Below are 24102 nucleotides of genomic sequence, written 5' to 3' on the forward strand. Positions count from 1 at the left end.
CCTCTGCGTAGTCGAGTGTGCGATCAGTACCTGGAGTCGCTGCCGGACCACGACCCGTATGGGTCGTCGTCCTCCTCCACTCGGGTGGACGACGGTCCTCCCGACAACTCCTGCTGAAGACGTTCAAGATCCGTCTGCGGAGTGTTGTACTTCAGTTCGCGAGCGACCTTGGTCTGCTTCGCCTTCGCGCGGCCTCGGCCCATTGACCTGACCCCCTCGGAAACGGTGCTGGGCCACCTCGGGGGTGCCCATCGCAAGTGTGAGTATCTGCCTGAGCACAGGATAGCGTGCCCGGCGCGGAATGTCCGCCCGGGTGTCGTGGGGTGAGCGAAATTGCGGTCGTCGGGGCCTGCGGCGGGGTCGACCAGGACGAGAAACGGGCGCGACGCGAACGAGAAACCGGCGCCACCCCGAAGAGAAACCGGTTCGGGCCGAACGAGGAGCCGGCGCGGGCCGGACGAGAGACCGATGGGCCCGCCGTCGCGGCCGCACAGGAACGCGGTGGGCGAGCCCGCTAGGCCTGCCCTCGCAGGCGCTTGACGGCTTCGCGGCCGGCCTGGGGCCCGGTGTCCTGGGGGAAGGTGTCCGGGTCGATGGACGCGGCCACGCCGTCGATGTCCAGCTCGGCGTCGGCCGGCACGGCCCGCTTGAGCAGAGCCAGCGCGACCGGGCCGTCCTCGTGGTGCTGGACGACGGTGCCCACACGGCCGACCGGCCGCCCGCCGGCGCGGACCTCGGCGCCGGTCACCACCGAGTCGTCCCCGACGGACCCGTCCAGCTGGAGCCGCACGAGCACGCGGGGCGAGCGTCCCAGGTTGTGGACGCGGGAGACGGTCTCCTGGCCGCGGTAGCAGCCCTTGTCCAGGTGGACGGCGCCCTGCTGGGTGACGGCGCCGATCCAGCTGCTGACCTCGTGCGGGATGGTCTTCTCGTCGGTGTCCACGCCGAGCCGCCCCCGTAGCGGGGTGGTGCCCGCGACACGCAGAGCCTCGAAGGCCCACGAGCCCGCGGGCCGGGCCCCGGCGGCCACCGCGGCGTCGAACCATGCGGTCAGCCCCGAGCGGGGGACCACCAGATCGATCGCACCGTTCAGTGGCCACGGCATCCGGCGGGCGATGCCCCCGCCGGGCAGGGCGACGCTGGCGTAGTCCCCGACGGGCAGTGTCACGTCGGTGCCGTCCGGGGCGGTCAGAGCCTCCGGGAGGGATGTGCCGGCCATGGTCATCACGACCATGTCGGACTCGACGGGCGCGGCGTCGGCCCAGAACACCATCTTGGTGAGGAACTGCAGCAGTGGGCCGCCGCGGCCGCGTTCGGTGTCCACAACGACCGTGCCGTCCACGTCGGACAGCAGGGCGTGGTGCTCGACGCGCCCGTTGGCGTCGAGGACCAGCGTCTCGGCCCCCTCGCCATCGGAGAGTTCGGACACGTGCTGCGAGACGAACCCCTCGAGCCAGGTCAGCCGCTCGCCGCCGCTGATCGTCAGCGTGTCGCGGTGGGACCTGTCAATGATCACCGCCCCCGCGTCCGCGGCCCGCTGCTCACCGAGCGGGTCTCCGTAGTGGAAGGGGACTCCGACGTCGGGGGAGGCGCTGTCCGCATCCACCGCGCCGGGTCGGTCCAGAATCGGGCTCCGGTAGTCGCTTTCGATCCGGTCGGGCACAGCAGGGACGTTCACGATCGCGAGTCTACGTACCTCGTCGTATCGTTGCCGCCATGGGCACTGCAGCGGAGAGCACAGCGGATCAGCCGGACACGCGGCGGGTGGTCGTCCTCGTCGCGGGCGGACCGGACGGCAGACGCCCTCGCGTCCACCCATCGGACCAGCCGCTCCTGCTCGCCGACGACCTGGCGGCGGTCCGCGGGGACGGGTGTTTCGAGACGCTGCTGGTGGTGGGTGGTCGCCCGGCCAAACCGGGGCGCCACCTGGCGCGCCTGGGTCGTTCGTCGGCCGCGTTGGGCCTGACCGGGCCCTCCGACAAGGAGTGGCTCGCCGCCATCGACCTGGCCGCGCGCGAGTGGGGCGCGGGGTCGGAGGGGATGCTGCGGTTGGTGCTGTCGCGGGGCCCCGAGCGTGGCGGCGCGGAGACGGCCTACATCACGGTCGCGGCGGTGGGGCCGCAGGCGCGTCGGGCCCGCGCCGAGGGGATCGGCGTGACGGTGCTCAGCCGCGGCTATGCCTCCGACATCGGCGCGAGCGCCCCGTGGATGCTCCTGGGCTCCAAGACGCTGTCCTACGCGGCCAACATGGCGGCCCTGCGGCACGCGGCCGCCAACGGCTTCGAGGACGTGGTCTACGTGTCCTCCGACGGAGAGGTCCTCGAGGGGCCGCGCTCGACGGTGGTGATCGCCCGCGACGGCGAACTGCTCAGCCCGCCGCAGGAGATCGGCATCCTCGAGGGCACGACGCTGGGCGCGATGGCCGAGGTCGCCGGGCGGGAGGGGGTCACCGTCAGGCGCGAGCGGCTCCTGGTCGCCGATCTGCTCGCCGCAGACGCGGTGTGGTTGGTCTCGTCGGTGACGCTGGTGGCACGCGTGCGCCGGATCGACGACGTGGCCCTGCCCACCGCCGACCCCGGGATCGACGTGGCGGGGATGGTGGACCGGGCGGTCGGCCGCGCCTGAACCGACCGGCCCGCACATGGCTCCGGCTCTGCCCGGCCCGCGGTCAGTGACCGCGCAGGCCGGGCAGAGCCGGTATTGCTTGGTGCTCGTGTCAGCCGGCGACGCGGCTCAGGCGAGCCGACAACCGCGGGACGAGGCCTTTCTCGGGGTGGACGCGCTCTTCGACCCACCCGAGGTCCCCGCCCTCGACGATCCCGTAGATGCGCTTGGCGGCGCCCATGCGCGGGCCGGTGGGCGAGGACATGACGACGTCCGTCGACATCTCCCAAGCCGACTGCGTCAGCGGCTTGCCGTAGTACATCTCGATGACGCCGGAGGCGTGGGTCACGAGGAACTCGAGCTGGTCGTCCTCGGAGATCCGCCAGAAACCGGACTCGCGGTAGGCGGCCGCGTCGACGGCGCCGCCCGAGTCGAAGGTCCAGGCGCGCGAGCTCCAGCTCAGGTAGTTCTCGCCGTCGTGCGAGACGATGACCTGCTGGCCGAAGCGGTGCTGGCCGCGGTCGGAGGTGTCCGCCTCGCCCTCGCCCTCCCACACGCCGACGAGCGGGAGCAGGGCGAGAAGACCCGGGTGTAGATCGGGGCCGAAACGCAGGTTCGCCGTGTCCTCGGCGACCGGCAGCTCGGAGAACGGCGCGATGTTGCGGCCGGCGGTCTGCTCGGACCGCTCGACAGCGGCGTCGACGGCGGCGTTTCCGGAACCGGGTACGACCTGCTGGCCCTCACCCTCGTCGGGGGCGGGCGACGTGGGGTCCTCGGCGTTGGTCATGCCGCTGTCCGTCACGACTCGTCGGTGACCGTGCGGTAGACGATGTAGCAGGTGGCCCACAGGATCATCAGCGAGCACAGGACGAGGAGGATTTCGAAGAAGAGCACCATGGCCCAATCCTAACCCCGGGCCCCGCCGGTCGGTGCCGGGGAGTCCCATAGTCCCGCGCGAGGGGGTGAGGGCCCGGCGCCGCCGGGGCGGCTCAGCTCAGCGAGATGCGGGCCTCGATCGCGTGGATGAGGCAGTCCTCGGCGGGCACGGTGAAGTCCTCCCGCACCCGGGCGGTGAGGCCGACCACGGTGACGATGGTGAATTCCGCGTGCACGATCCCCTCACGCCCCGGCGGGTCGACGGTGATCTCGATGTCCCGCAGCTCGCGGATGGTCGAGTACTGCAGATGCAGGTGCAGGTCCCACCGCAGGTGGGTGGCCCCGAAGCCGGTGCGGAGGCCGTTCTCGCGCCGCACGCAGTCCTCGGCGAAAGGGACCCGGAACGCGGCCGCCGGCAGCGTCAGCGCGGTGAGGTACGTCCGGACCGCGGCCTCCCGCTCCTCAGGGGAGTACGGGCCCGGGTGGTCGGGGATCGCGGGGGCGGTACCGCGACGCTGGTCGATGCCCACGAGCACAGCGGAGGCGACTGAGGCACCGACGGCGACAACGGCTGCGCGCCCGGCCATGCCGAGCGACCTGGAGATCAAGGACATGCCCTCGAGCCTAGTCACCCGGACCCACTCGCGGGAGGTCTCGCCGCTGACCGGCGGCGCGGGGGCGTCAGCGCTCGACGGGGACGCCGATGAGCGAGCCGTACTCGACCCAGCTGCCGTCGTAGTTGACGACGTTCTTCTGCCCCAGCAGTTCGTGCAGCACGAACCAGGTGTGGCTCGACCGCTCGCCGATGCGGCAGTATGCCACCACGCGCCGGTCCGGGTCCTCGATCAGGTCGGCGTAGATCTGCCGCAGCTCGGCGTCGGGCCGGAAGGTGCCGTCGCGGGTGACGGCCCGGTTCCACGGGATGCTCACCGCGCCGGGGATGTGCCCGCGCTGACGACCGCCCTCCTGCGGCAGCCCGGCCGGTGCGGAGAGGCGGCCGGTGAACTCGTCGACCGAGCGCACGTCCACCAGCGCGTCGCTGCCGAGCCCGGCCAGGACGTCGTCCCGGAACGTGCGGATCGACAGGTCCTGGGGATCGGCCACGTAGTCGGTGGCGGGCCGCTCCGGGAGCTCGTTCTCCAGCGGGAGGCCCTCGCGCTCCCATTTCATGCGGCCACCGTCGAGCAGTCGCACATCGGCGTGGCCGTAGAGCCGCAGGTACCAGTAGGCGTATGCGGCGAACCAGTTGTGGTTGCCGCCGTAGACCACGATCGTGTGGTCGCGGGAGATGCCGCGCTCGGACATCAGCTCGCCGAAGCGCTCGCGGTCCACCAGGTCGCGTGTGAACTCCTGCTGCAACTCGGTCCGCCAGTTCAGCGCGACGGCGCCGGGGATGTGGCCGTCGGAGTGATAAGCCGCCACGTCCTCGTCGACCTCGAGGAAGACCACCGAGTCGTCGGCCAGGCGCGAGGAGGCCCAGCGGGTGCTGACCAGTACGTCGTCGCGACTCATACGGGCGAGTCTAGAGGTCCCCGCGCACGAGGCCGTCGAGCGGCGGGGTGCCGGGGCCAACGGTGCCGGACGCCGTCAGGGTCCCGGCCTTGACCGTGAGGGTGTCCACCGGGACGCCCAGGGGCAGCAGGTCGGGGGCGAAGGTCAGCGCGACGCTGCGCATCGCGAGCTCGGGGTCCTGGTCGGGGACGCCGCCGGGCCCGGTCGCCGCGGCCACGGGGACGAGGTGGGCGCCGGAGGCGTCGACGACGAGGTCGACGAACGCCGAGACCCGTTCGCCCGACTCGATGAGCGTTCCCGTGACGCGGGCCCGGTGTTCGGTCCCGCCGGCGAGGCTGTGGTCGTCGGCGGCCCCGATGAGCACGTCGCGCATCCGCAGGGTCGGCGCGAGGGAGTCTCCGGTGATCTGCACGGAGACCTCCACCGACTCGGCGCTCAGGCCGGTGTCCGCCGATCGGGCGTCGGCGTCGTCGTCATCCCGGTCGTCTCCTCCAGGGCGGTCGGGGTCGACCGCACCGTTGGTGTCGCCATCCACGTCGGGCACGTGGACATCGGTCGCGACCGCCTCGACGGCCACCGGCCCCAGCCCCGGGCGCTCGACGCCCTCCGCGCGGATCGACACCGAGGACAGCGTGTCCGGGCCTGACCAGCGCGAGAAGGGGCCACCCGTCATCACCGACGGCGGCCCCGCGCCCGGTAGATCGGGGGCGATACGGGCCGAGATCTCCGCCTCGAGACGGGACGCCGAGATCGAGTCGACCGTGAAGGCGCCCCCGGCGAGCACGGCCATGACCGCCAGCGCCGCGACGGCCATGCGAGGGATGCTCATGGGATTCAGGTCTACTCCATTCACGGAAACGCGGGTGTCGCTCGCTAGTATCATCCCGTTCCCCACGCGGAGAGGAAACGACATGGAAGTGGTGCTCCTCAGCGTGGAAGCAGACCCGGACGCCGTCGTGCCGTCGCTGCCCCTGCTGCCGCACACCGTGAGTGTGCTGCCGCCACAGGCCTCGTCGGTGGGCGAGTTGGCCGATGCGGCGCTCGTGTTGGTCGACGCGCGGACCGATCTGGCCGCGTCCCGGGCCCTGTGCAGGCTCCTGGCGGGCACGGGGGAGGTCGCGGTGGTCGCCGTGGTCACCGAGGGCGGTCTGATCGCGGTGAGCGGCGACTGGGGCCTCGACGACATCCTCCTGCCGACCACCGGCCCCGCGGAGGTCGACGCCCGGTTCCGTCTGGCGGCCGCGAGGCACACATCTCCCGACGATGACGGCTCCGGCCTCATCACCGTCGGCGAGCTGGTGATCGACGAGGAGACCTACGTCGCCCGTGTCAAGGGGCGGCCGCTCGACCTCACGTACAAGGAGTTCGAGCTTCTCAAGTTCCTGTGCCAGCACCCCGGGCGCGTGTTCACCCGGGCGCAGCTTCTCCAGGAGGTCTGGGGCTACGACTTCTTCGGCGGCACCCGCACCGTCGACGTGCACGTGCGGCGGCTACGGGCCAAGCTCGGGCCGGATCACGAGTCCCTCATCGGCACTGTCCGTAACGTCGGGTACAAGGCGGTCCGGCCCACGGACCCCAGGGAAGACGGAGGGGACGCATGATCGTCGAGACGGCACCGGACGCGCTGGACGCCGAGCGGATCGAGGCGGTGGCACGCGCGGCCGAGGTGGCCGACGGCGTGGCGCCGCTCGGGGAACAACCCCTGCGCGCGTTGCACGGTGGTGCCGAGGCCCGCGCGGTGCGGCATCTCGTGGCGCGGGCCGGTGGTGCCGAGGGCGAGCCGGTCGGCTACGCGCAGATCGACGGGACCGGCGACGACGCGACCGTCGAGCTCGTGGTCCATCCCGACCATCGGCGGCAGGGGATCGGCGCGCAGCTCCTGCGCGCCGTCCTCGAACGCGAACCCGCCGCCGCCGTCTGGGCGCACGGCGACCTGCCCTCCGCGGTGGCTCTCGCGGGCTCGGTGGGACTGACACGCACGCGCGAGCTGCTCAAGATGCGGCGACGCGGCTCCGAGGGGCTGGCGCTGCCGGAGCGGCGGGCGGTGGAGGGTATCGAACTCGGCACGCTCGCCGAGGCGGTGTCGGAGGGCGGCGAGCGCTGGCCGGGCATGGACGCCCGTTCCGAGTTCCTGCGCGTCAACAACGCGGCCTTCCACTGGCACCCCGAGCAGGGCGGCTGGACGGCCGCGCAGCTCGACGAGCGGTTGGCCGTGGACTGGGTCGACACGGGGGCGGTGTTCCTCGCGGTCGACACCTCCGGCGGGCCGCGACTGGCCGGGTTCCACTGGACCAAGACCGTCGCCGAGCCCGGTGAACCGGTGGAGGGCGAGGTCTACGTCGTGGCCGTCGACCCCGCGGACCAGGGGCGCGGCCTGGGTGGCGTGCTCACCTCCGTGGGCGTCGAGTATCTGGAGGGGCCCGCCGGTGCGGAGTCCGTCGTCCTCTATGTGGAGGGGGACAACCGTCCGGCGATCCGCACCTACGAGAGGCTCGGGTTCGGGGTCGAACACGTTGATGTGACCTATACCTCCCGTTGATTTCGGCTGGCACTCCGTGAGGGATTCTCAGGAACGCCCCAGGTGGGGGTGCCCGTGGCGGTTGCCCCTGACCCAGGTGAACAGCCCCCACGCTGGCAGTTCATTCACCGTTCACCTGCATTCGCGGGGTTGTTCACGTCAGAGCCTTAGGTTCTCTCCCCGTCGGGGCGTTCGCCCGGCCCGACGACGCGACGAGAGTCGCCACGAACGAGCCCGGTGGGGAGCCCGCCGGACGAACCAAGGAGAATCTGTGGACTTCAAGCGCACCGGTGCCCTGCTCGGGCTCGCCGCCCTGACGACGGTCGGCCTCGCCGCCTGCTCCGACGACAACACCGGCGGCGGTGACGAGACGGCCGCCAAGGCTCTGCCCGGTGTCGAGTGCGGTGGCAAGGCGACCCTCAACGCGTCCGGCGCCTCGTCGCAGAACAACGCGATGACGATCTTCGCCAACTCCTACGCCCTGAGCTGTGACGGCCACACGCTCGACTACAACTCGAACGGCTCCGGCTCGGGCGTCAAGGAGTTCATCGGCGGCCAGACCGACTTCGGTGGCTCCGATTCCCCGCTCAAGGACGACGAGTACCTCGCCGCCGAGGAGCGTTGTGAGGGCCCGGCCTGGAACCTGCCGGCCGTCTTCGGCCCGATTGCGATCGCCTACAACCTCGACGGTGTCGACGTGGCGCTGTCCGCCGAGAACCTGGCCCGCATCTTCCAGGGCGAGATCACCAACTGGAACGACCCGGCCATCGCCGCGGAGAACGAGGGCGTCGAGCTCCCCGACCAGGAGATCACCGTGATCTTCCGCTCGGACGAGTCGGGCACCACCGACAACTTCCAGAAGTACCTCGAGGCCGCCGCCGGCGACGCCTGGAGCCACGAGGCCGGCAAGACCTTCAACGGTGGCGTGGGCGAGGGCGCCCGCGGCAACGAGGGCGTCTCCGCGGCCGTCGCGCAGACCCCGGGCACCATCACCTACACCGAGTGGTCCTACGCCAAGAGCCAGGACCTCGGCATGGTCAAGGTCATCACCCCGGCCGACGCCGAGGGTGTCGAGCTCAACGCCGAGACCGCCGGCACCACCATCGACTCGGCCAAGCTCCTGCACGAGGACTCGCACGACCTGGTCATCGACACCTCGTCGTTCTACGTCCCCGAGGTCGGGGGTGCGTACCCGATCATCATGCCGACCTATGAGATCGTGTGCTCGCACTACTCCGATCCCGAGACGGCCCTGGCCGTGAAGTCCTTCCTGAACGTGGCCGTGAACGAAGAGGTCCAGGGCCAGCTCGAGGCCGAGGGCTACATCCCGATCCCGGACGCGTTCCGCGGCAAGCTCACCGACGCGATCAACAGCATCACCTGATCCGCCCGCGTCCTCGGTCATCGGGCCCGCAACGTACGCGGGGCGGGCCCGGTGGCTGAGGCGGTTAGCCGCTGAACCGCACAATCTGCCCGGCACGACCGCTTTTTCCCCGAGCGACTGAAGGTCTCATGACAGTTCACGAATCCGTCGACCGCGACGCCGACAAGAACAGCGCCGGCTCCGGCGCGCTCAACCCCGGCTCCGGTCTCGCGCCGAACTCGGACACGGGCGGCGACACCAGTCTTCTGGACGCCAAGTCCTCGAAGAAGTGGGACACCGTCTTCCGCAGCCTCACCGTCGCCGCGGGTGCTGTCATCGTCGCGCTCATCGCGCTCATCGGCATCGTTCTGGTCACCCAGGCGACCCCGTCGGTGATGCAGGACCAGGTCAACTTCTTCACCTCGTCCGAGTGGAACACCACCGATCCGGAGAACATGCGCTTCGGCATCCTCGACCTGCTCAAGGTCACGGTGCTGAGCTCGATCTTCGCCCTGCTGCTGGCCGTGCCGGTCGCGATCGGCATCGCCACGTTCCTCGTGCAGTATGCGCCCGTGAAGCTGTCCCGGTCGCTGTCCGCGCTCATCGACCTGCTCGCCGCCGTGCCGTCGATCATCTACGGCATGTGGGGCCTCCTCGTGCTGGGCCCGTGGATGGTGCCCTTCGCCGAGTGGCTCAACCGGAACCTCGGCTGGTTCTTCCTCTTCAGCAACGGCAACGTCTCCATCGCCGGTGGCGGCACCATCTTCACCGCCGGCATCGTGCTCGCGATCATGATCCTGCCGATCATCACCTCGATGTCGCGCGAGACCATCCGCCAGACCCCCTCCCTCCACCAGGAGGCCGCCCTCGCCCTGGGCGCCACCAAGTGGGAGAAGATCCGGATGACCTGCTTCCCGTACGCCAAGTCCGGCATGATCGCGGGCTCGATGCTCGCGCTCGGTCGTGCCCTCGGCGAGACGGTCGCGGTGCTCATCATCCTGCGTGCCGCGAGCTCGCCGAGCACGCTGTCGCTGTTCGACGGCGGCTTCACCTTCGCCTCGAAGATCGCCTCCGGTAGCGCCGAGTTCAACCACCCGCTGCCCACCGGCGCGTACATCGCCGCCGGCCTGGTGCTCTTCATCCTCACGTTCATCGTCAACCTCATCGCGCGCTCGGTGTCCGGTGGAAAGGTCAACGGCTGATGTCCCCCACGACAGACCTCGCCAAGCCGGCCAAGCCGGCCGAGACCTTCCTGCCGATCTCCGGCAGCCGCAAGGTCAAGGACAAGGCCGCCGCGGCCCTGTTCACCGTGTGCTTCGTGCTCGCCGTGATCCCGCTGGTCGCACTGCTCTACAAGGTGATCGCCTCGGGCCTGCCCGCGGTGCTCAACCCGACCTGGTGGACCAACTCGTTCTTCCTCGTCGCCCCGTCCTCCATGGCCGGCGGCGTCGGCCACGCGATCTACGGCAGCCTCGTCCAGGCGCTCATCGCGGCCGTCATCTCGATCCCGCTCGGTGTCGCCGCGGGCATCATGCTCGTGGAGTACCCCGAGTCCAGGCTGGCCAAGCCCACGACCTTCATGGTCGACGTCCTCGCCGGCGTCCCCTCCGTCGTCGCCGCCATCTTCATCTTCGGCGTGTGGGTCACGTTCTTCCAGCTGAGCCTCAGCGCCTTCGCGGTGGCCCTCGCGCTCGTGCTGCTCATGCTGCCGCTGATCGTGCGCTCGACCGAGGAGATGCTCAAACTGGTCCCGGACGAGCTGCGCGAGGCCTCCTACGCGCTCGGCGTGCCCAAGTGGAAGACCATCGTCAGCGTCGTGGTCCCCACCGCACTGTCCGGCATGATCTCCGGCATGTTCCTCGCGATCGCCCGCGTCATGGGCGAGACCGCCCCGGTGCTGATCCTCGTGGGTTACACGGCGAGCTACAACTACGACCTGTTCGAGGGCAACATGGCCTCGTTGCCGCTGCTCATCTACAACCAGCTCTCGAACCCCAACGAAGCCGGCCAGTACCGGATCTGGGGCGCCGCCCTCACCCTCATCATCATCATCGCGCTGGCGAACGTCCTCGCCACGTTCGCCGCCAAGGCGCTCGCGCCCAAGACGAAGTAAGGACCCCCAATGGCCAAGCGACTCGACCTCGAGAACGTCGACATCTTCTACGGCGACTTCCACGCCGTGAAGGACGTCAATCTCCACGTCCCGCCGCGCTCGGTGACCGCCTTCATCGGGCCGTCCGGCTGTGGCAAGTCCACCGTGCTGCGTTCGCTGAACCGCATGCACGAGGAGATCCCGGGCGCCTCCGTCAAGGGCTCCATCAAGCTCGACGGCGTGGACATCTACGACAAGCGCGTCGATCCCGTCGCCGTACGCCGCACCATCGGCATGGTGTTCCAGCGTCCCAACCCGTTCCCGACGATGTCCATCAAGGAGAACGTGGTCGCGGGCCTGCGCCTGCAGGGTGTCAAGAACAAGAAGAAGCTCGATGAGGTGGCCGAGAAGTCGCTGCGCGGCGCCAACCTCTGGAACGAGGTCAAGGACCGCCTCGACAAGCCCGGCGGCGGCCTCTCCGGCGGTCAGCAGCAGCGTCTGTGCATCGCCCGCGCCATCGCGATCGAGCCCCAGGTGCTCCTCATGGACGAGCCCTGCTCCGCGCTCGACCCGATCTCGACGCTCGCGGTGGAGGATCTCATCTCCGAGCTCAAGAGCGAGTTCACCATCGTGATCGTCACGCACAACATGCAGCAGGCCGCGCGCGTGTCCGACCAGACCGCCTTCTTCTCGCTCGAGGCCACCGGCATGCCCGGCCAGCTGGTTGAGGTCAACGCGACCGAGAAGATCTTCTCCAACCCGGAGAACAAGCAGACCGAGGACTACGTCTCCGGCCGCTTCGGCTGAGCCGAGACAGCCCTCCACATCAGAACCGCCCCGGTTCCGGTCTACTGGCCGGAACCGGGGGCGGTTCTGATGTCATGCGTCGGGGGAGGGGCGTCCTCCCGAGTGGGTGGGGCCGGGGCCGCGGCGTCTCGTCGTCGTCGACCCCGTCCCGGCGGCCGTCACTCCCCGGACGGCTCGTCGCCCGAGGCCGGGCCGTTCGCGCGCCGCTCCTGGAAGCTGCGGTCCGTCTCGGTGAACCGGCGGACCAGCTCCTCGTTGGGGGTCGAGGAATGGTCCGGGTCGTCCTCGCCCAGATTGGCGTACTCGCCGGTCGCCAGGAAGATCACGCGCTGCGCGACCTCGACGGCGTGGTCCGCGAAGCGCTCGTAGTACCGGGCCAGCAGCGTGACATCCACCGCCGACGCGACCCCGTACTTCCACTCCCGCACGGTGAGGAGGGTGAACAGGTGGCGGCGCAGATCATCCACCGCGTCGTCCTGTTGGGCGAGAGTCGCTGCCTGCTCCGCATCGCGGTTGAGCAGCACCTCCGTGGCCGAGCGGCCCAGCGAGACGGCGACGCGGCCCATCTCGGCGAAGTAACCGTTGACCGGCTCCGGCAGTACAGGCTCCGGGTGGCGACGCCGGACGATCTTCGCGACGTGACACGCGAGCGTGCCCATCCGGACGAGGTCCTGCACGAGCTGGATGGACGTGACCACCTGGCGCAGATCGCGCGCGACCGGGGCCTGCAGGGCCAGCAGCGCGAAACCACGCTCCTCGTTCTCCGTGGCCAGACGTGACATCTCCGAGGCGGACTCGAGGACCTTCTCGGCGGTGACCAGATCCACCTGGAGCAGCGCGTGCGTGGCCAGCTCCATGTTGTCGGTACCCAACGAGCACATTCTGGCCATGGACGTGGCCAGGTCCGCGAGTTCTTCGGAGTAAACAAGACGCATGTCAACAGGATACCCGCATGTCAACCGCGCGATCGGGGAGCAGCCATGAACGCCCGGTGAACATCTCGGAAGGGACGAGGATCAGCCGCCGGAGTTCTGGGCGTCGGCGCCCTCGAGCGCCACCGCGTCATCCTCCGGATCGTCGAGCCAGCCCTCGGGGAGCAGCACCTTCGACGGCGAGCCCTGGCGGCCGCGCGGGCCGTAACCGTCGGCGGGGAACGGCTCGTCCGGTGGCAGATCGGCGAGCATCTCCGCCAGGTCGTCGAGGGTGCGGACGGCGGACAGGGCCACACGCTTCTCCGAGCCGGCCGGGAAACCGCGCAGGTACCAGGCGACGTGCTTGCGGATGTCGCGCATCCCCTTGTCCTCCCCGTGATGCTGCGCGAGGAGTTCGCCGTGGCGGTACATGATCCGGGAGACCTCGCCGAGCGTGGGAGGGGTCGGGGCCTCGCGGCCGGACAGGCGCGCGGCGAGCTCGGAGAACAGCCACGGCCGGCCCAGGCAGCCGCGGCCGATCACGACGCCCGCGCAGCCGGTCTCATCGACCATGCGCACCGCGTCCTCGGCGGAGAAGATGTCGCCGTTGCCCAGCACGGGCACGTCCGAGACGGCGCCGACGTGCTCGACCAGACGCGAGATCTGCGACCAGTCGGCCTCACCCGAATAGCGTTGCGCGGCCGTGCGGGCGTGGAGCGCGACCGCCTGGGCGCCCTCCTCGACAGCGATCCGGCCGGCGTCGAGATGGGTGTGGTGCTCGTCGTCGATCCCGACGCGCATCTTCACCGTGACAGGGATATCCGTGCCCTCGGTGGCGCGGACCGCGGCCGCGACGATCGAACGGAACAGTCTGCGCTTGTAGGGGATCGCGGACCCGCCACCGCGGCGCGTGACCTTGGGGACCGGGCATCCGAAGTTGATGTCGATATGGTCGGCCAGGTTCTCGTCGACGATCATCTTGGCCGCCTGGTACGTGTACTCGGCATCCACCGTGTACAGCTGCAGACTGCGGGGAGACTCCTCGGGCGCGAACGTGGCCATGTGTAGCGTCGCCGGCTGGCGCTCGACCAGCGCCCGCGCGGTGACCATCTCGCACACGTACAGACCCGACACCGAACCCTGCTGCTCCTGCTCCAACTCACGGCACAGCGTGCGGAACGCGACGTTGGTGACACCGGCCATCGGCGCGAGGACGACCGGTGAGTCGAGCGCGTAGGGGCCGATGCGCAGTGCGGGTGCCGACGGGGCGGTGGGAGCGGACATACCGTAAGTGTCCCAGCGCTCGGCGGGCAGGTCCAAAATGCGCACCCGGCGGGGCAGGGCGGCAGCGGCGTCAGAGCGGCGGATTCGGTATCGGCCGAGGTCGATGCCCCGGTCTGCACCTGCGCCTGGGCCGAGAGGTAGTGGTGCCCCCAGCCGGGCTCGAACCGGCGACCTGCGGATTAAAAGTCCGTAGCTCTACCAACTGAGCTATAGGGGCATCGGACACGATACCGGTCGCTTCCGCGGGCGGTTTAGTCGCCCGGCGGATGGTGCCCTAGACTGAATCCCGCTGCGGACCGGTGACCCCGGACGTGGCGGCGCCCCCTTCGTTTAGCGGCCTAGGACACCGGCCTTTCACGCCGGCAGCGCGGGTTCGAATCCCGTAGGGGGTACGCGATCGGGAAGTCCCGGTCACCACGGTGGTGGTGGCCGGGACTTCCTGCATTTCGGAGTTCGGGCGGAGGGGCGGCCGGCCGGGTCGAGCGGCACCTGTACCTGTGCCTGCGATGGACTTGCGCGTCCGGAATGGACCAAACCGGGCGCGTAAGTAGCACCGATCTGAGCAGACCAGGTGCGTAAGTCGACCGAGGGGCAGCGCAACGGGCCGGTGTAAGGAGCCGGAGGGAAGGTGGAGGGTGTGTGGCCCCAACGGACGGGGGCGAGGGTGGAGAGTGCGTCCTCCTGGGAGGGGGTCCGGATGGGATCGGCCGGGCTGCAGGCGGTGCGCGATGCGCGGTCGCGGGCAGCGGGCATCGAGCACCCGAAGAAAAGCGTCCTGACCTGTGCAAAGCACGGTCTGGGTTGCCCGATTTGCGTTATCCGCATCGCGTCTACTAATGTTCTTTCTCGTGCGAAGAGCACAGCGAAGAGCAAGGCCCTGTGGCGCAGTTGGTTAGCGCGCCGCCCTGTCACGGCGGAGGTCGCGGGTTCGAGTCCCGTCAGGGTCGCCAGAGATGACCGGCGCATTCGGTTTCACCGGATGCGCCGGTTGTCTTAGGGCCAGGTAGCTCAGTTGGTACGAGCGTCCGCCTGAAAAGCGGAAGGTCGCCGGTTCGATCCCGGCCCTGGCCACCACGACATGATGCGTCGGAGGGAATCCCTTCGGCGCGTTCGTCATTTCTGCGGCATAAATGCTGCGCCATCTCTGTTGCGATGCCCTGTCCACGTCGCATTTTCCGGGTCGTCATCTCCGGAGCGCGCGGCCCGGAAGGCCGTGACCGGCGGGCGGGCAGCGACGCGCGGTGCCGGGGGTCACCGAACGGTCACACGGTTTCAGGGATTGTCAGGTGCTCGTTATAGCGTGGACGCCATGCCATCGACTGCCAGCGAGGTCCGCGCCGCTCCCGAGAAGCCCCGGAAGGGGCCGCGATGGGGAGTCGTCGCCGCGGTCAGCGGCCTCATCGGAATTCTGCTGGCGATCGTGGTGCCACTGCTGCCCGTCACGCAGACCACCTCGACCATCAGCTGGCCCGAGAACGGGACGGTCGACCCGGTCACTGCACCTCTGGTCGCCTACTACCCGCTCGACATCACCGTCGACGTCCCCTGTACCGCGGTGCAGGAGCTGCGTGACCAGGGGCGTGAAGACGGGGTGCTGGTCTCCACCGCGCCACGTCAGGCAGGCGAAGAGGCCGGCGCGCGCGCCCTCATGGTGTCGGTCGCGGGCCCGAACGTCGAGGTGCGCAGCCGCAACGCACTCATCGCCTCGGCGCCCACTGATGCCGTGGCCGCGCCCGGCGCATGCTCCACGATCCGGGTCGTCGCCGACTCGGGATCCATCGGCGCGGAGTTCCTGGGCCTCGAGGTCGACGGGCAGGGAATCGGCGGTCGGGTCGAGGAGGACCTACGCCCCCAGGTCGTGGGCGTGTTCTCCGATCTCCAGGGGGCCGCGCCGGAAGGCATGTCCGTCGACATCACCGTGGACTCCCGCTATACGACGCAGGCGACCGTGATCAAGCAGATCGCGATCGTGGTGGGCATCCTCGCGATCCTCGTGTCGCTCGTGGCACTGCACCGACTCGATCTCCGCGACGGCCGGGCCGGGCGACGCGTGCTGCCGCCGGGCTGGTGGAAGCCGCGACCGCTGGACCTGCTCGTGGTGGCGATCCTCCTCGTGTGGCACATCATCGGCGCCAACACCGCGGACGACGGCTACATCCTCACCGAGGCGCGTGCGGCGGTCTCCAGTGGATACATGCCGGAGGTGTTCCGATATTACGGAGCTCCGTATGCGCCGTTCGGGATGCCGTACTACCTGTACACGGCGATCAGTACGTTCACGCTCGGCAGCGTGTGGCTGAGACTCCCGGCGCTGCTGTTGGGTATCGGCTCGTGGATCCTGCTCTCGCGAGAGGTCATCCCGCGCCTGGGCATCGCAGCCCGACGCGCGGCCGCGGTCCGCTGGAGCACGGCGGCGGTCTTCCTCGCTTTCTGGCTGACCTACAACAACGGGCTACGCCCCGAGCCGATCATCGCGTTCGGTGTCCTGGCCACCTGGGTCTCGCTCGAGCGCGCACTCGCGACCGGCCGGCTCCTGCCGGCCGCGATCGGTTTCATCATCGGCGGGCTCACGCTGTCCGCGGCGCCCACCGGCACGTTCTGCATCGCCGTGATCATCGCCGCCTCGCGGCCGCTGCTTCTGCTCATCATCCGTAGAGCCAGGCGGGACGGATGGATCCCCACCATCGCCCCGCTGGTCGCGGCAGGGCTCGGCATCCTGCACCTGATCTTCCTCGACCAGCCGCTCGTCACCACGTTGCAGTCGTCCTCACTGCTCGGCGAGGTCGGCCCCAGCGGCAGCTGGTACGAGGAGGTCTGGCGCTACGAGTGGCTCCTGAACCCCACGCCGGACGGCTCGCTCGCACGCCGCTTCGGGGTGCTGGCCATGTTCCTGTCGCTCATCACCTGCGCGGCCATCCTGTTCCGCAAGGGCCGGATCCCCGGCGTCTCGGTCGGGCCTGCTCGCCGCATCGTCGGCATGGCCGCCATGTCGATCGTGTTCATGGCGCTCAACCCCACCAAGTGGACCCACCACTTCGGGGCATTCGCGACCATCGGCGCCGCGCTCGCCGCGCTCGTCACCATGGCGGTACTGCCGGCGGCGACCCGCTCGCTGCGCAACCGGATGCTGTTCCTGGCAGCCGTGTTCTTCATCCTGGCGCTGAGCTTCACCTCCACCAACGGTTGGTGGTACATCTCCATCTACGGCATCCCGTGGGGCGGTGCCCAGCCCTCCATCGGAGGGATCGCCCTGTCGTCGGTGTTCCTGGGGCTGATGCTCCTGTCGCTGCTCGCCGCCCTGGTCCTGCACTATCGCGAGCCGTTCATGACGCGGGCCGGGCAGGAGACCCCGCCCCGCGATCGGGGCCCCGTCGTCCGCCTGGCGCGGGATCTGTCGGAGGCGCCCCTCGGGTTGGCGGCTGCGCTCGTCGTCGTCGTCATCGTCGCCTCGATGGCGGCCGCGGTACGTAACCAGTACCCCGCCTACTCCGTGGGTCTGCAGAACCTCAATGCGCTGGCCGGCAAACCGTGTGGCATCGCCGACGCGGTCCTCGCCGAGCCCGACGCGAACGCCGGGCTCCTGGAGCCCCTCGGTGAGCCGCGCGATCAGCTCGAGGCCGGCGGCGAGGCCGTCCGGTTCCACCCGGACGGTATCGGCACCGACCTCACGGCGACCCAGGCCGCCGACACCGACACGCCCGGCACCGGCGAGGGGTCCGACACCACGTCGACGACCGCCGGGACCGAGGGTGGCGTTCGCATGGCCGAGGGCATCAACGGCAGCCACGCGGTGCTGCCGTTCGGCCTCGACCCGGGACGGGTGCCCGTACTCGGCAGCCACCAGACCGGCGCGCAGTTCAACGCCGAGACCACCACCGACTGGTACCCGCTGCCGGAGCGCTCGGACGAGCACCCGCTCATCACGGTCGCCGTGGCCGGCGAGTTCGCCCGCGACGCGCTGATCGTGGAGTACGCGACCAGTGGCCAGCCGTTCCAGCCCGCCGGCGTGGTGGTGCCCGAGGACATCGGCCCCGCGCCGGCATGGCGCAACCTGCGCGTGCCCATGGACTCGATGCCCGCCGACGTCACCGCGATCCGGCTGGTGGTGCGCGACCTCGATCCGGACCCGGAGCGGTGGATCGCGTTCACCCCGCCGCGCATGCCGGAGCTCGTCACGATGCAGGAGCTGGTCGGCCACACCCGTCCGGTGCTGCCCGACTGGGCCGTGGCGTTCCACGTGCCGTGCCTACGTCCGTTTGACGAGTTCGCCGGCATCCACGAGCTGCCCGAATACCGTGTTCTGCCCGACCGCGGCCTGGCCGTGAGCTCCACCAACACCTGGCAGGACTGGGACGGTGGCGGACCACTCGGGTTCATCGAGCTGCTCCAGGAGGGCGAGACCGTGCCCACCTACCTCGAGCACGACTGGGACCGCGACTGGGGTTCCCTCGTGCGGTACACGCCGATCCTCCCCGAGGCGACGCCAGCGACCGTCGAGCACGGCGAGGTCGTACGGTCGGGGCTGTGGAACGGGGGACCGCTGGCCCGGTGACGGGCTAGCATCGGGCCCGGAGCTTTTTACAAGGAATTCCAAGTAACCGCTGACGCAGACTGGAGACACCGCATGTCCGTGACGGAAAAGCAGTTCGAGAACATCCTCGTCGAGCAGAAGGATCGCGTCGCGATCATCACGCTCAACCGGCCCAAGGCGCTCAACGCGCTCAGCAGCGCCATGGAGAAGGAGGTCGTCGAGGCGGTCGAGGGGCTGGACTCCGACCCCGGCGTCGGCTGCATCGTCATCACCGGTTCGGAGAAGGCCTTCGCGGCCGGCGCCGACATCAAGGAGATGAAGGACAAGACCTACCCTGGCATCTACCTCGAGCGCTTCTTCCACGACTGGAAGCGCCTCACCACCGCCCGCACGCCGATCATCGCGGCCGTCTCCGGCTTCGCTCTCGGCGGTGGCTGCGAGCTCGCCATGATGTGCGACATGATCATCGCCGGCGACAATGCCAAGTTCGGCCAGCCGGAGATCACCCTCGGGGTCATCCCGGGAATGGGCGGCTCGCAGCGTCTTACCCGCGCCGTGGGCAAGGCCAAGGCCATGGACCTGTGCCTGACCGGCCGCCAGATGGACGCCGATGAGGCCGAGCGCTCGGGACTGGTCACCCGTGTCGTGCCGGCCGCCGAGCTGCTGGAGGAGACCATGAAGGTCGCCGACAAGATCGCCTCCATGAGCAAGACCACCGCCGCGGTGGCCAAGCAGGCCGTCAACCGGTCCTTCGAGACCACGCTCGAGGAGGGCCTGCTCGCCGAGCAGAACGCCTTCTACGCGCTGTTCGCCACCGAGGACCAGACCGAGGGGATGTCTGCGTTCGCCGAGAAGCGCAAGCCCGAGTGGCAGCGCTGATCGAACCGCCGCTGAGTCAGCAGCCGCAGGGTGAGGCGCGGGGCCGGGACGTCGAGTCCGGCCCCGCACCCGCACCCGGGATCCACCGCGCCCCCGGCGAGCCCCTGCCGGTCCTGGTCCTGACCGGCTACCTCGGCGCCGGGAAGACGACCCTGTTCAACCACCTGCTCTCCGGCGCGCCCGGGTTGCGGATCGCGGCCATCGTCAACGACTTCGGCGACATCAACGTCGACGCCGGCGCGATCGCCGGTCAGGTCGACTCGATGGTCTCGATGGCCAACGGCTGTGTCTGCTGCGAGGTCGACGCCAGTGAACTCGGCGAGGCGCTCATCAGCCTGGCCGACCCCGAGCTCGGCATGGATCTCGCGGTGATCGAGGCCAGCGGACTGGCGGAGCCGGCCATCCTGTCGCGGATGGTGCATGACGTACCCCGCGACATCGTGCGTCACGCCGGGATGATCCAGGTGGTCGACGCCGAAGGCCTTGACGACGCCATGGCGCGCCACCCGCGACTGGCCACGCACCTCGCGGAGGCCGACCTCGTCGTCGTCAACAAATGCGACCTCGTCACCCGCGAGCGGTTCACTGCGCTGCGCACGACGATCCGCGCCCACGCGCCGCGCGTCCCGGTGTTGCCCGCGGTGCGCGGTGCCGTTCCCGCCGGCCTGCTGTTGGGCGTCGCCCCCACCGCGGTGCCCACCGCAGCGACCACCGCGGCGGCCGAGTCGGACGGCCCGGTTGGCGGCGACCACGGCGACCCCGGGCACCACGACCACCCGCACCTCCACGACGCCTACACCGCCGTCACCGTCAGGCCCGCCGGCCACCTGCACCCGCGCCGTTTCCTCACGACCGTCGCGACACCGCCCACCGGCGCGTATCGCGCGAAGGGGACACTGACCCTGGCCACCGTCGACGGTCCGCGCCGCTACGAGGTGGCGCTCGTAGGGCGCCGGCTCGAACTGCGCGCCGTGGGTGAGGACGCGGCCGTCGACGACGGGGGAGCGGTACCTGACGGTCTCGTGGTGATCGGCGTGGAGATGGACGACGACGACGTCGCCGGCTTCCTCGACGACGCGGTGCTGTCACCCGGCGAGACGGTCGACGCCGATGCCGCGCTGGGCCTGCACCCGTACCTGATCGGTGACCCGGACTCCAGCGATGTGGAGGAATGGATCTACGACGAGCAGCGGTCCACGCCGGTCACCGGCAGTGCCGCGATGATGGTGGACCCCGAAGATCCCGAGGCATTCGATCCAGCCTTCACCCCCTGAGGCGGGCTCGGGCGGGAAGTGAGCACCGGTACCCCCGGCCGCTCGGCCACCGAGTCCGAGATCCGGTCGGCGGCGCCCCGACCACGTGCGTATAGTGGCGCTGACGATAGTGGTGTGTCGCACGTGCGGGGGGAGCAGACGACCCTGCTGTGGGGGTGGTGCACGGACGAGTGAGGAGACCGCGTGGACGAGGAGAAGAGCGGCCGAAGCGGTGGCGTGACCGGCGACGCTCAGCAGCGCAAGCGGGATCTTGCTTCGGTCCGTCGTGCGATCGCCGCGCTGCGGGATTCCACCGGTATCCCCGTCACCATCGGTGGCGTGGTCGGGGAGGGGCACACCCTCGTGCTCTCCGAGTCGCTCGGAATGCGCACCTCGGCCATGAAGGACCTCATGGTCCACTACGGTGCCGGCGTCGGCGGACGTGTCATGGCCACCGGCAAGCCCGTCGGCGTGGCCGACTACCCGCGCGCCGGCGTGATCACCCACGAGTACGACCTGCCGGTGCTGTCCGAGGGGCTGCGGTCGATGGCCGCCATCCCGGTCCTGGTGGGCAAGGACGTCCGCGCCGTGCTGTACGCGGGCGTGCACTCGTCAGTCCGGTTCGGCGAGAAGGTCCTCAACCAGATGGCCGCGACCGCGCGCGCCCTGGAACAAGAGATCGCGGTCAACGACGCGCTCGCCGCCCGCGGTGCCGCGCCCGTCGGGCCCGGCGCCGGCGAGGGCCGCTGGGACGAGGTGCTGTCCAACGAGCGGATGCGGGAGACCCACGCCCGGCTGCGGATGCTGGCCTCTCGCACCGAGGACCCGGACGTCCGGGCCGAACTCGAGCGCATCTGCGCCGAGATGGTCTCCCCGCCGCCGGAGATGCCCACCGCGCGGCTCTCGCGCCGCGAGCTCGACGTGCTGGCCTGCGTGGCCCAGGGCAAGACCAACATCGAGACGGCCGCCGACATGGGTATCGGCGCGGAGACCGTCAAGAGCTACCTGCGCTCCGTGATGCGCAAGCTGGACGCGCACACCCGGTTCGAGGCGGTCAACGCCGCCCGCCGGATGGGCGCCCTGCCCTGATCGTCAGCGCTCGCCGCCCGGCACCCACAGGACATCGCCCTCGGGGTTGGCCACACGGCCCAGCACGAACAGCAGGTCCGATAGCCGGTTGAGGTACTTCGCCGGCAGCACCGAGGTGGTCTCGGGGTGGGCCTCGACCGCAGCCCACGCCGCCCGCTCCGCGCGGCGGGCCACCGTGCGCGCCACGTGCAGGTACGCGCCGGCCGGCGTGCCGCCCGGCAGGATGAACGAGGTCAGGTCCGCCAGTTCCTCGTTGAACTCGTCGATCCAGCCCTCGAGGCGATCGATGTATGCCTGCTCTATACGCAGCGGCGGGTACTTGGGGTTCTCCTCGATCGGCGTCGCGAGGTCGGCCCCGGCGTCGAACAGGTCGTTCTGCACCGTTCGCAGCGCGGATGCCACCCGGTCGTCGAGACCACCGAGGGTGATCGCCACGCCGATCGCCGCATTGGCCTCGTCGCAGTCCGCGTACGCCACCAACCGGGGGTCGTTTTTGCTCACGCGTGAGAAATCGGACAGCCCGGTCGAGCCGTCGTCGCCGGTGCGGGTATAGATCTTCGTCAGATGAACAGCCATGACAGTCAACCTACGCGGCCGACCACCACGTCGTTCCGCGGTTCCGGGCGAGATCTCGCATACTGTGGACCCGTGAGCGGTAACCCCACGTCCCGCGAGGAGAGCTTCCTCGTCAGAGGCGGAACGAGTCTGAACGGCGAGATCGCCGTCGCCGGCGCCAAGAACAGCGTGCTGAAGCTGATGGCCGTCGCCTTGATGGCGGAGGGCCGCACCACGCTGACCAACTGCCCGAGCATCTCCGATGTTCCGGCGATGGCCGATGTCCTGCGGCATCTCGGATGCGCGGTGGAGATCAGCGACGACACGGTCGTCATCGACACCCCGTCCGAGCTCGGGCATGTCGCCGACGACAAGGCGGCCCAGCGGCTGCGGGCATCCGTGTGCATCCTCGGCCCGCTCGTCGGACGGCATCACCGAGCGGTTATTGCGATGCCCGGCGGCGACGCCATCGGCAGTCGTCCCCTGAACTGGCACCAGAACGGGCTCAACGCCCTGGGCGCGCAGACCCACATGGACCACGGTCGTCTGGTTGCCGAGGCGACCGAGCTACGAGGCGCCTCCTACAACCTGAGTTTTCCGTCCGTCGGCGCCACCGAGACGTTCGTGACCGCGGCCGTGCTCGCCCCGGGGACCTCCGTGCTGAAGAACGCCGCCCGTGAGCCCGAGATCGTGGACATCTGCGACCTGCTCAACGAGATGGGCGCGCGCATCAGCGGCGCCGGTACGAGCACCATCACCATCGAGGGGGTCGACGGGCTCACGCCCGTGACCCACCGGGTGATCGGCGACCGCATCGTTTCTGCGACCTGGGCGATGGGCGCGGTGATGACCCGCGGCGACGTCAAGGTCAGCGGAATCGACCCGATGTTCATCCACGTGGTGCTCGAGAACCTTCGAGCGGTCGGTGCCGAGGTGGAGACCGGGACCGACTGGGTTCGAGTGAGCCAGGAGGGGCGGCCCCGCGCCCGGGACATCCGGACGCTTCCGTTCCCCGGGTTCCCCACGGACCTCCAGCCGATGGCGATCGCACTCGCCTCCGTGTCCGAGGGAGTCTCGGTCGTCACCGAGAACCTCTTCGAAGCGCGGTTCCGCTTCGTGGAGGAGATGGTCCGTATGGGCGTCGATGCCGAGACGGACGGTCACCACGCCAAGATCGTCGGACGCGAACGGCTCGATTCGGCCACCGTGTGGGCGAGCGACATCCGCGCGGGCGCCGGACTGGTACTGGCCGGCATGTGCGCCGACGATGTCACCGAGGTGTGCGAGGTCTTCCATATCGACCGCGGATACTCCGACTTCGTGGGAGATGTCCGTGCCCTGGGCGGCGACATCGAACGGGTCCCGACCCAGCGATAGGCCGGATCCCTACCCGTTGTTGGAGGTTTAGGGCGGTTTCGGACCCGCTTGGTGCCGCGTCCGAAGTGCAGTTGCTCGGACAGATGCTCGAGATACCCTGTTTGACCTGGGGATTTGGTGTTGTGTTGGGGTGCGTGTAACTTTATCGGAGCCGCCAGGGAGCGGGGTTCGGGCCGAGAGGTTCCGGGCCTTGGACCAGGGCGGTTGCTTCTTGCGAGGCGGGTTCGAGAAAGTCCCGGTTTTGACCGGGGACGGAGAGCCTGCTAGGCTGGAGAAGTTGCCCCGAAGGGGTGCGGCTTCGAGAGTGTGGCGGTGAGAATGCCCGGTTTTGGAACTGGGAGTTGTTGCTGCTAGGTTGGAGAAGTTGCCCGGGAGGGCGGCGGTTGCAGGATCTTCCCTGTGAAGCTGTGGTGAGTGTATCGCGGTGGATCGGTGTGTGGGTGTTGTTTGA

Annotated in this window: 21 protein-coding genes and 4 tRNA genes; 15 read left to right on the top strand and 10 right to left on the bottom strand. The window is 69.7% G+C overall.

All coding sequences use genetic code 11. The annotated features are described in order from the left end of the window. Positions 1-23: 23 nt before the first annotated feature. Complete coding sequence (locus ACWIE7_RS16235; protein ID WP_452100889.1) at positions 24-203, bottom strand: DUF3073 domain-containing protein; 180 nt, start codon at positions 201-203, stop codon at positions 24-26. 311 nt (positions 204-514) lie between these two features. Next, positions 515-1678, bottom strand: coding sequence for a CAF17-like 4Fe-4S cluster assembly/insertion protein YgfZ (ygfZ, locus tag ACWIE7_RS16240; RefSeq protein ID WP_454069957.1), 1164 nt, complete (start codon positions 1676-1678; stop codon positions 515-517). 38 nt (positions 1679-1716) lie between these two features. Here ygfZ and ACWIE7_RS16245 point away from each other — a divergent pair, with 38 nt between their 5' ends. After that, a complete protein-coding gene (locus ACWIE7_RS16245) occupies positions 1717-2625 on the top strand; it encodes an aminodeoxychorismate lyase (RefSeq protein ID WP_454069958.1) in 909 nt (302 codons plus the stop codon). A 91-nt stretch (positions 2626-2716) separates the two neighbouring features. Here the strand turns inward: ACWIE7_RS16245 and ACWIE7_RS16250 are convergent, their stop codons facing one another. The 4 genes from ACWIE7_RS16250 to ACWIE7_RS16265 all read right to left on the bottom strand — a co-directional run bounded on the left by ACWIE7_RS16250 (position 2717) and on the right by ACWIE7_RS16265 (position 5821). Further along, positions 2717-3391, bottom strand: a complete 675-nt coding sequence (locus ACWIE7_RS16250; RefSeq protein WP_452100892.1) for an FABP family protein — start codon at positions 3389-3391, stop codon at positions 2717-2719. Between the two features lie 202 nt (positions 3392-3593). Then, positions 3594-4094 (bottom strand): hypothetical protein, encoded by a 501-nt coding sequence (locus ACWIE7_RS16255; RefSeq protein ID WP_452100893.1) that lies wholly within the window; start codon positions 4092-4094, stop codon positions 3594-3596. Positions 4095-4161: 67 nt separating this feature from the next. Further along, the gene (locus ACWIE7_RS16260; RefSeq protein WP_454069959.1) at positions 4162-4992 is read right to left on the bottom strand and encodes a sulfurtransferase; all 831 of its coding nucleotides are present in this window, start codon (positions 4990-4992) and stop codon (positions 4162-4164) included. Between the two features lie 10 nt (positions 4993-5002). Further along, the gene (locus ACWIE7_RS16265) at positions 5003-5821 is read right to left on the bottom strand and encodes a DUF2993 domain-containing protein (protein WP_454069960.1); all 819 of its coding nucleotides are present in this window, start codon (positions 5819-5821) and stop codon (positions 5003-5005) included. Positions 5822-5903: 82 nt separating this feature from the next. Here ACWIE7_RS16265 and ACWIE7_RS16270 point away from each other — a divergent pair, with 82 nt between their 5' ends. From ACWIE7_RS16270 to pstB, 6 genes are all read left to right on the top strand, one after another. After that, positions 5904-6593: a winged helix-turn-helix domain-containing protein gene (locus tag ACWIE7_RS16270; RefSeq protein ID WP_454069961.1), complete on the top strand. Its 690-nt coding sequence runs from the start codon at positions 5904-5906 to the stop codon at positions 6591-6593. Beyond that, the gene (gene mshD, locus ACWIE7_RS16275; RefSeq protein WP_454069962.1) at positions 6590-7531 is read left to right on the top strand and encodes a mycothiol synthase; all 942 of its coding nucleotides are present in this window, start codon (positions 6590-6592) and stop codon (positions 7529-7531) included. The genes ACWIE7_RS16270 and mshD overlap by 4 nt, the downstream gene beginning before the upstream one ends. A 250-nt stretch (positions 7532-7781) precedes the next feature. After that, positions 7782-8894, top strand: a complete 1113-nt coding sequence (gene pstS / locus ACWIE7_RS16280; RefSeq protein ID WP_452100898.1) for a phosphate ABC transporter substrate-binding protein PstS — start codon at positions 7782-7784, stop codon at positions 8892-8894. 128 nt (positions 8895-9022) lie between these two features. After that, positions 9023-10075 carry a phosphate ABC transporter permease subunit PstC gene (gene pstC, locus ACWIE7_RS16285; protein WP_452100899.1) on the top strand — a complete coding sequence of 351 codons (1053 nt, stop codon included), beginning with the start codon at positions 9023-9025 and terminating at the stop codon, positions 10073-10075. Then, complete coding sequence (pstA, locus tag ACWIE7_RS16290; protein WP_454058260.1) at positions 10075-10986, top strand: phosphate ABC transporter permease PstA; 912 nt, start codon at positions 10075-10077, stop codon at positions 10984-10986. The genes pstC and pstA overlap by 1 nt, the downstream gene beginning before the upstream one ends. A gap of 9 nt (positions 10987-10995) precedes the next feature. Next, positions 10996-11772 (top strand): phosphate ABC transporter ATP-binding protein PstB, encoded by a 777-nt coding sequence (pstB, locus tag ACWIE7_RS16295; RefSeq protein WP_230931511.1) that lies wholly within the window; start codon positions 10996-10998, stop codon positions 11770-11772. A gap of 158 nt (positions 11773-11930) precedes the next feature. On the opposite strand, the gene phoU is transcribed toward pstB, so the two are convergent. From phoU to ACWIE7_RS16310, 3 genes are all read right to left on the bottom strand, one after another. Further along, complete coding sequence (gene phoU, locus ACWIE7_RS16300; RefSeq protein ID WP_452100900.1) at positions 11931-12707, bottom strand: phosphate signaling complex protein PhoU; 777 nt, start codon at positions 12705-12707, stop codon at positions 11931-11933. Positions 12708-12788: 81 nt separating this feature from the next. Continuing rightward, the gene (gene dusB, locus ACWIE7_RS16305) at positions 12789-13967 is read right to left on the bottom strand and encodes a tRNA dihydrouridine synthase DusB (protein WP_454069963.1); all 1179 of its coding nucleotides are present in this window, start codon (positions 13965-13967) and stop codon (positions 12789-12791) included. Positions 13968-14108: 141 nt separating this feature from the next. Beyond that, positions 14109-14184, bottom strand: a tRNA-Lys gene (locus ACWIE7_RS16310). A 102-nt stretch (positions 14185-14286) separates the two neighbouring features. On the opposite strand from ACWIE7_RS16310, the gene ACWIE7_RS16315 reads away from it, so the two are divergent. The 7 genes from ACWIE7_RS16315 (at position 14287) to ACWIE7_RS16345 (ending at position 21719) form a co-directional block, all read left to right on the top strand. After that, a tRNA-Glu gene (locus ACWIE7_RS16315) sits at positions 14287-14359 on the top strand. A gap of 481 nt (positions 14360-14840) precedes the next feature. Next, a tRNA-Asp gene (locus ACWIE7_RS16320) sits at positions 14841-14917 on the top strand. Between the two features lie 47 nt (positions 14918-14964). Then, positions 14965-15041 (top strand) — tRNA-Phe (locus ACWIE7_RS16325). Positions 15042-15276: 235 nt separating this feature from the next. Beyond that, positions 15277-18519 (top strand): arabinosyltransferase domain-containing protein, encoded by a 3243-nt coding sequence (locus ACWIE7_RS16330; protein WP_454069964.1) that lies wholly within the window; start codon positions 15277-15279, stop codon positions 18517-18519. Between the two features lie 72 nt (positions 18520-18591). Further along, positions 18592-19377: an enoyl-CoA hydratase gene (locus ACWIE7_RS16335; protein WP_452100904.1), complete on the top strand. Its 786-nt coding sequence runs from the start codon at positions 18592-18594 to the stop codon at positions 19375-19377. Next, complete coding sequence (locus ACWIE7_RS16340) at positions 19365-20651, top strand: CobW family GTP-binding protein (RefSeq protein WP_454069965.1); 1287 nt, start codon at positions 19365-19367, stop codon at positions 20649-20651. The genes ACWIE7_RS16335 and ACWIE7_RS16340 overlap by 13 nt, the downstream gene beginning before the upstream one ends. Positions 20652-20834: 183 nt before the next feature. After that, on the top strand, positions 20835-21719 hold the full coding sequence (locus ACWIE7_RS16345) for a LuxR C-terminal-related transcriptional regulator (protein WP_454069966.1): 885 nt from the start codon (positions 20835-20837) through the stop codon (positions 21717-21719). 3 nt (positions 21720-21722) lie between these two features. On the opposite strand, the gene ACWIE7_RS16350 is transcribed toward ACWIE7_RS16345, so the two are convergent. After that, positions 21723-22295, bottom strand: a complete 573-nt coding sequence (locus tag ACWIE7_RS16350; RefSeq protein WP_452100906.1) for a cob(I)yrinic acid a,c-diamide adenosyltransferase — start codon at positions 22293-22295, stop codon at positions 21723-21725. A gap of 72 nt (positions 22296-22367) precedes the next feature. Between ACWIE7_RS16350 and murA the strand changes: the two genes are divergently transcribed. Beyond that, a complete protein-coding gene (gene murA, locus ACWIE7_RS16355; RefSeq protein WP_295653210.1) occupies positions 22368-23651 on the top strand; it encodes a UDP-N-acetylglucosamine 1-carboxyvinyltransferase in 1284 nt (427 codons plus the stop codon). Positions 23652-24102: the final 451 nt, after the last annotated feature.

It is taken from the genome of Dietzia sp. NPDC055343, from assembly GCF_053645265.1.

What these genes read in the sequence shown, in the direction of transcription:
- mshD (WP_454069962.1), top strand. Translation starts at nt 6,590, where the DNA reads ATGATCGTCGAGACGGCACCGGACGCGCTGGACGCCGAGCGGATCGAG.
- ACWIE7_RS16250 (WP_452100892.1), bottom strand. Translation starts at nt 3,391, where the DNA reads ATGACCAACGCCGAGGACCCCACGTCGCCCGCCCCCGACGAGGGTGAG.
- ACWIE7_RS16255 (WP_452100893.1), bottom strand. Translation starts at nt 4,094, where the DNA reads ATGTCCTTGATCTCCAGGTCGCTCGGCATGGCCGGGCGCGCAGCCGTT.
- ACWIE7_RS16270 (WP_454069961.1), top strand. Translation starts at nt 5,904, where the DNA reads ATGGAAGTGGTGCTCCTCAGCGTGGAAGCAGACCCGGACGCCGTCGTG.
- ACWIE7_RS16335 (WP_452100904.1), top strand. Translation starts at nt 18,592, where the DNA reads ATGTCCGTGACGGAAAAGCAGTTCGAGAACATCCTCGTCGAGCAGAAG.
- dusB (WP_454069963.1), bottom strand. Translation starts at nt 13,967, where the DNA reads ATGTCCGCTCCCACCGCCCCGTCGGCACCCGCACTGCGCATCGGCCCC.
- ACWIE7_RS16245 (WP_454069958.1), top strand. Translation starts at nt 1,717, where the DNA reads ATGGGCACTGCAGCGGAGAGCACAGCGGATCAGCCGGACACGCGGCGG.
- ACWIE7_RS16260 (WP_454069959.1), bottom strand. Translation starts at nt 4,992, where the DNA reads ATGAGTCGCGACGACGTACTGGTCAGCACCCGCTGGGCCTCCTCGCGC.
- ACWIE7_RS16235 (WP_452100889.1), bottom strand. Translation starts at nt 203, where the DNA reads ATGGGCCGAGGCCGCGCGAAGGCGAAGCAGACCAAGGTCGCTCGCGAA.
- ACWIE7_RS16330 (WP_454069964.1), top strand. Translation starts at nt 15,277, where the DNA reads ATGCCATCGACTGCCAGCGAGGTCCGCGCCGCTCCCGAGAAGCCCCGG.
- ACWIE7_RS16350 (WP_452100906.1), bottom strand. Translation starts at nt 22,295, where the DNA reads ATGGCTGTTCATCTGACGAAGATCTATACCCGCACCGGCGACGACGGC.
- pstC (WP_452100899.1), top strand. Translation starts at nt 9,023, where the DNA reads ATGACAGTTCACGAATCCGTCGACCGCGACGCCGACAAGAACAGCGCC.
- pstA (WP_454058260.1), top strand. Translation starts at nt 10,075, where the DNA reads ATGTCCCCCACGACAGACCTCGCCAAGCCGGCCAAGCCGGCCGAGACC.
- ACWIE7_RS16265 (WP_454069960.1), bottom strand. Translation starts at nt 5,821, where the DNA reads ATGAGCATCCCTCGCATGGCCGTCGCGGCGCTGGCGGTCATGGCCGTG.
- pstB (WP_230931511.1), top strand. Translation starts at nt 10,996, where the DNA reads ATGGCCAAGCGACTCGACCTCGAGAACGTCGACATCTTCTACGGCGAC.
- phoU (WP_452100900.1), bottom strand. Translation starts at nt 12,707, where the DNA reads ATGCGTCTTGTTTACTCCGAAGAACTCGCGGACCTGGCCACGTCCATG.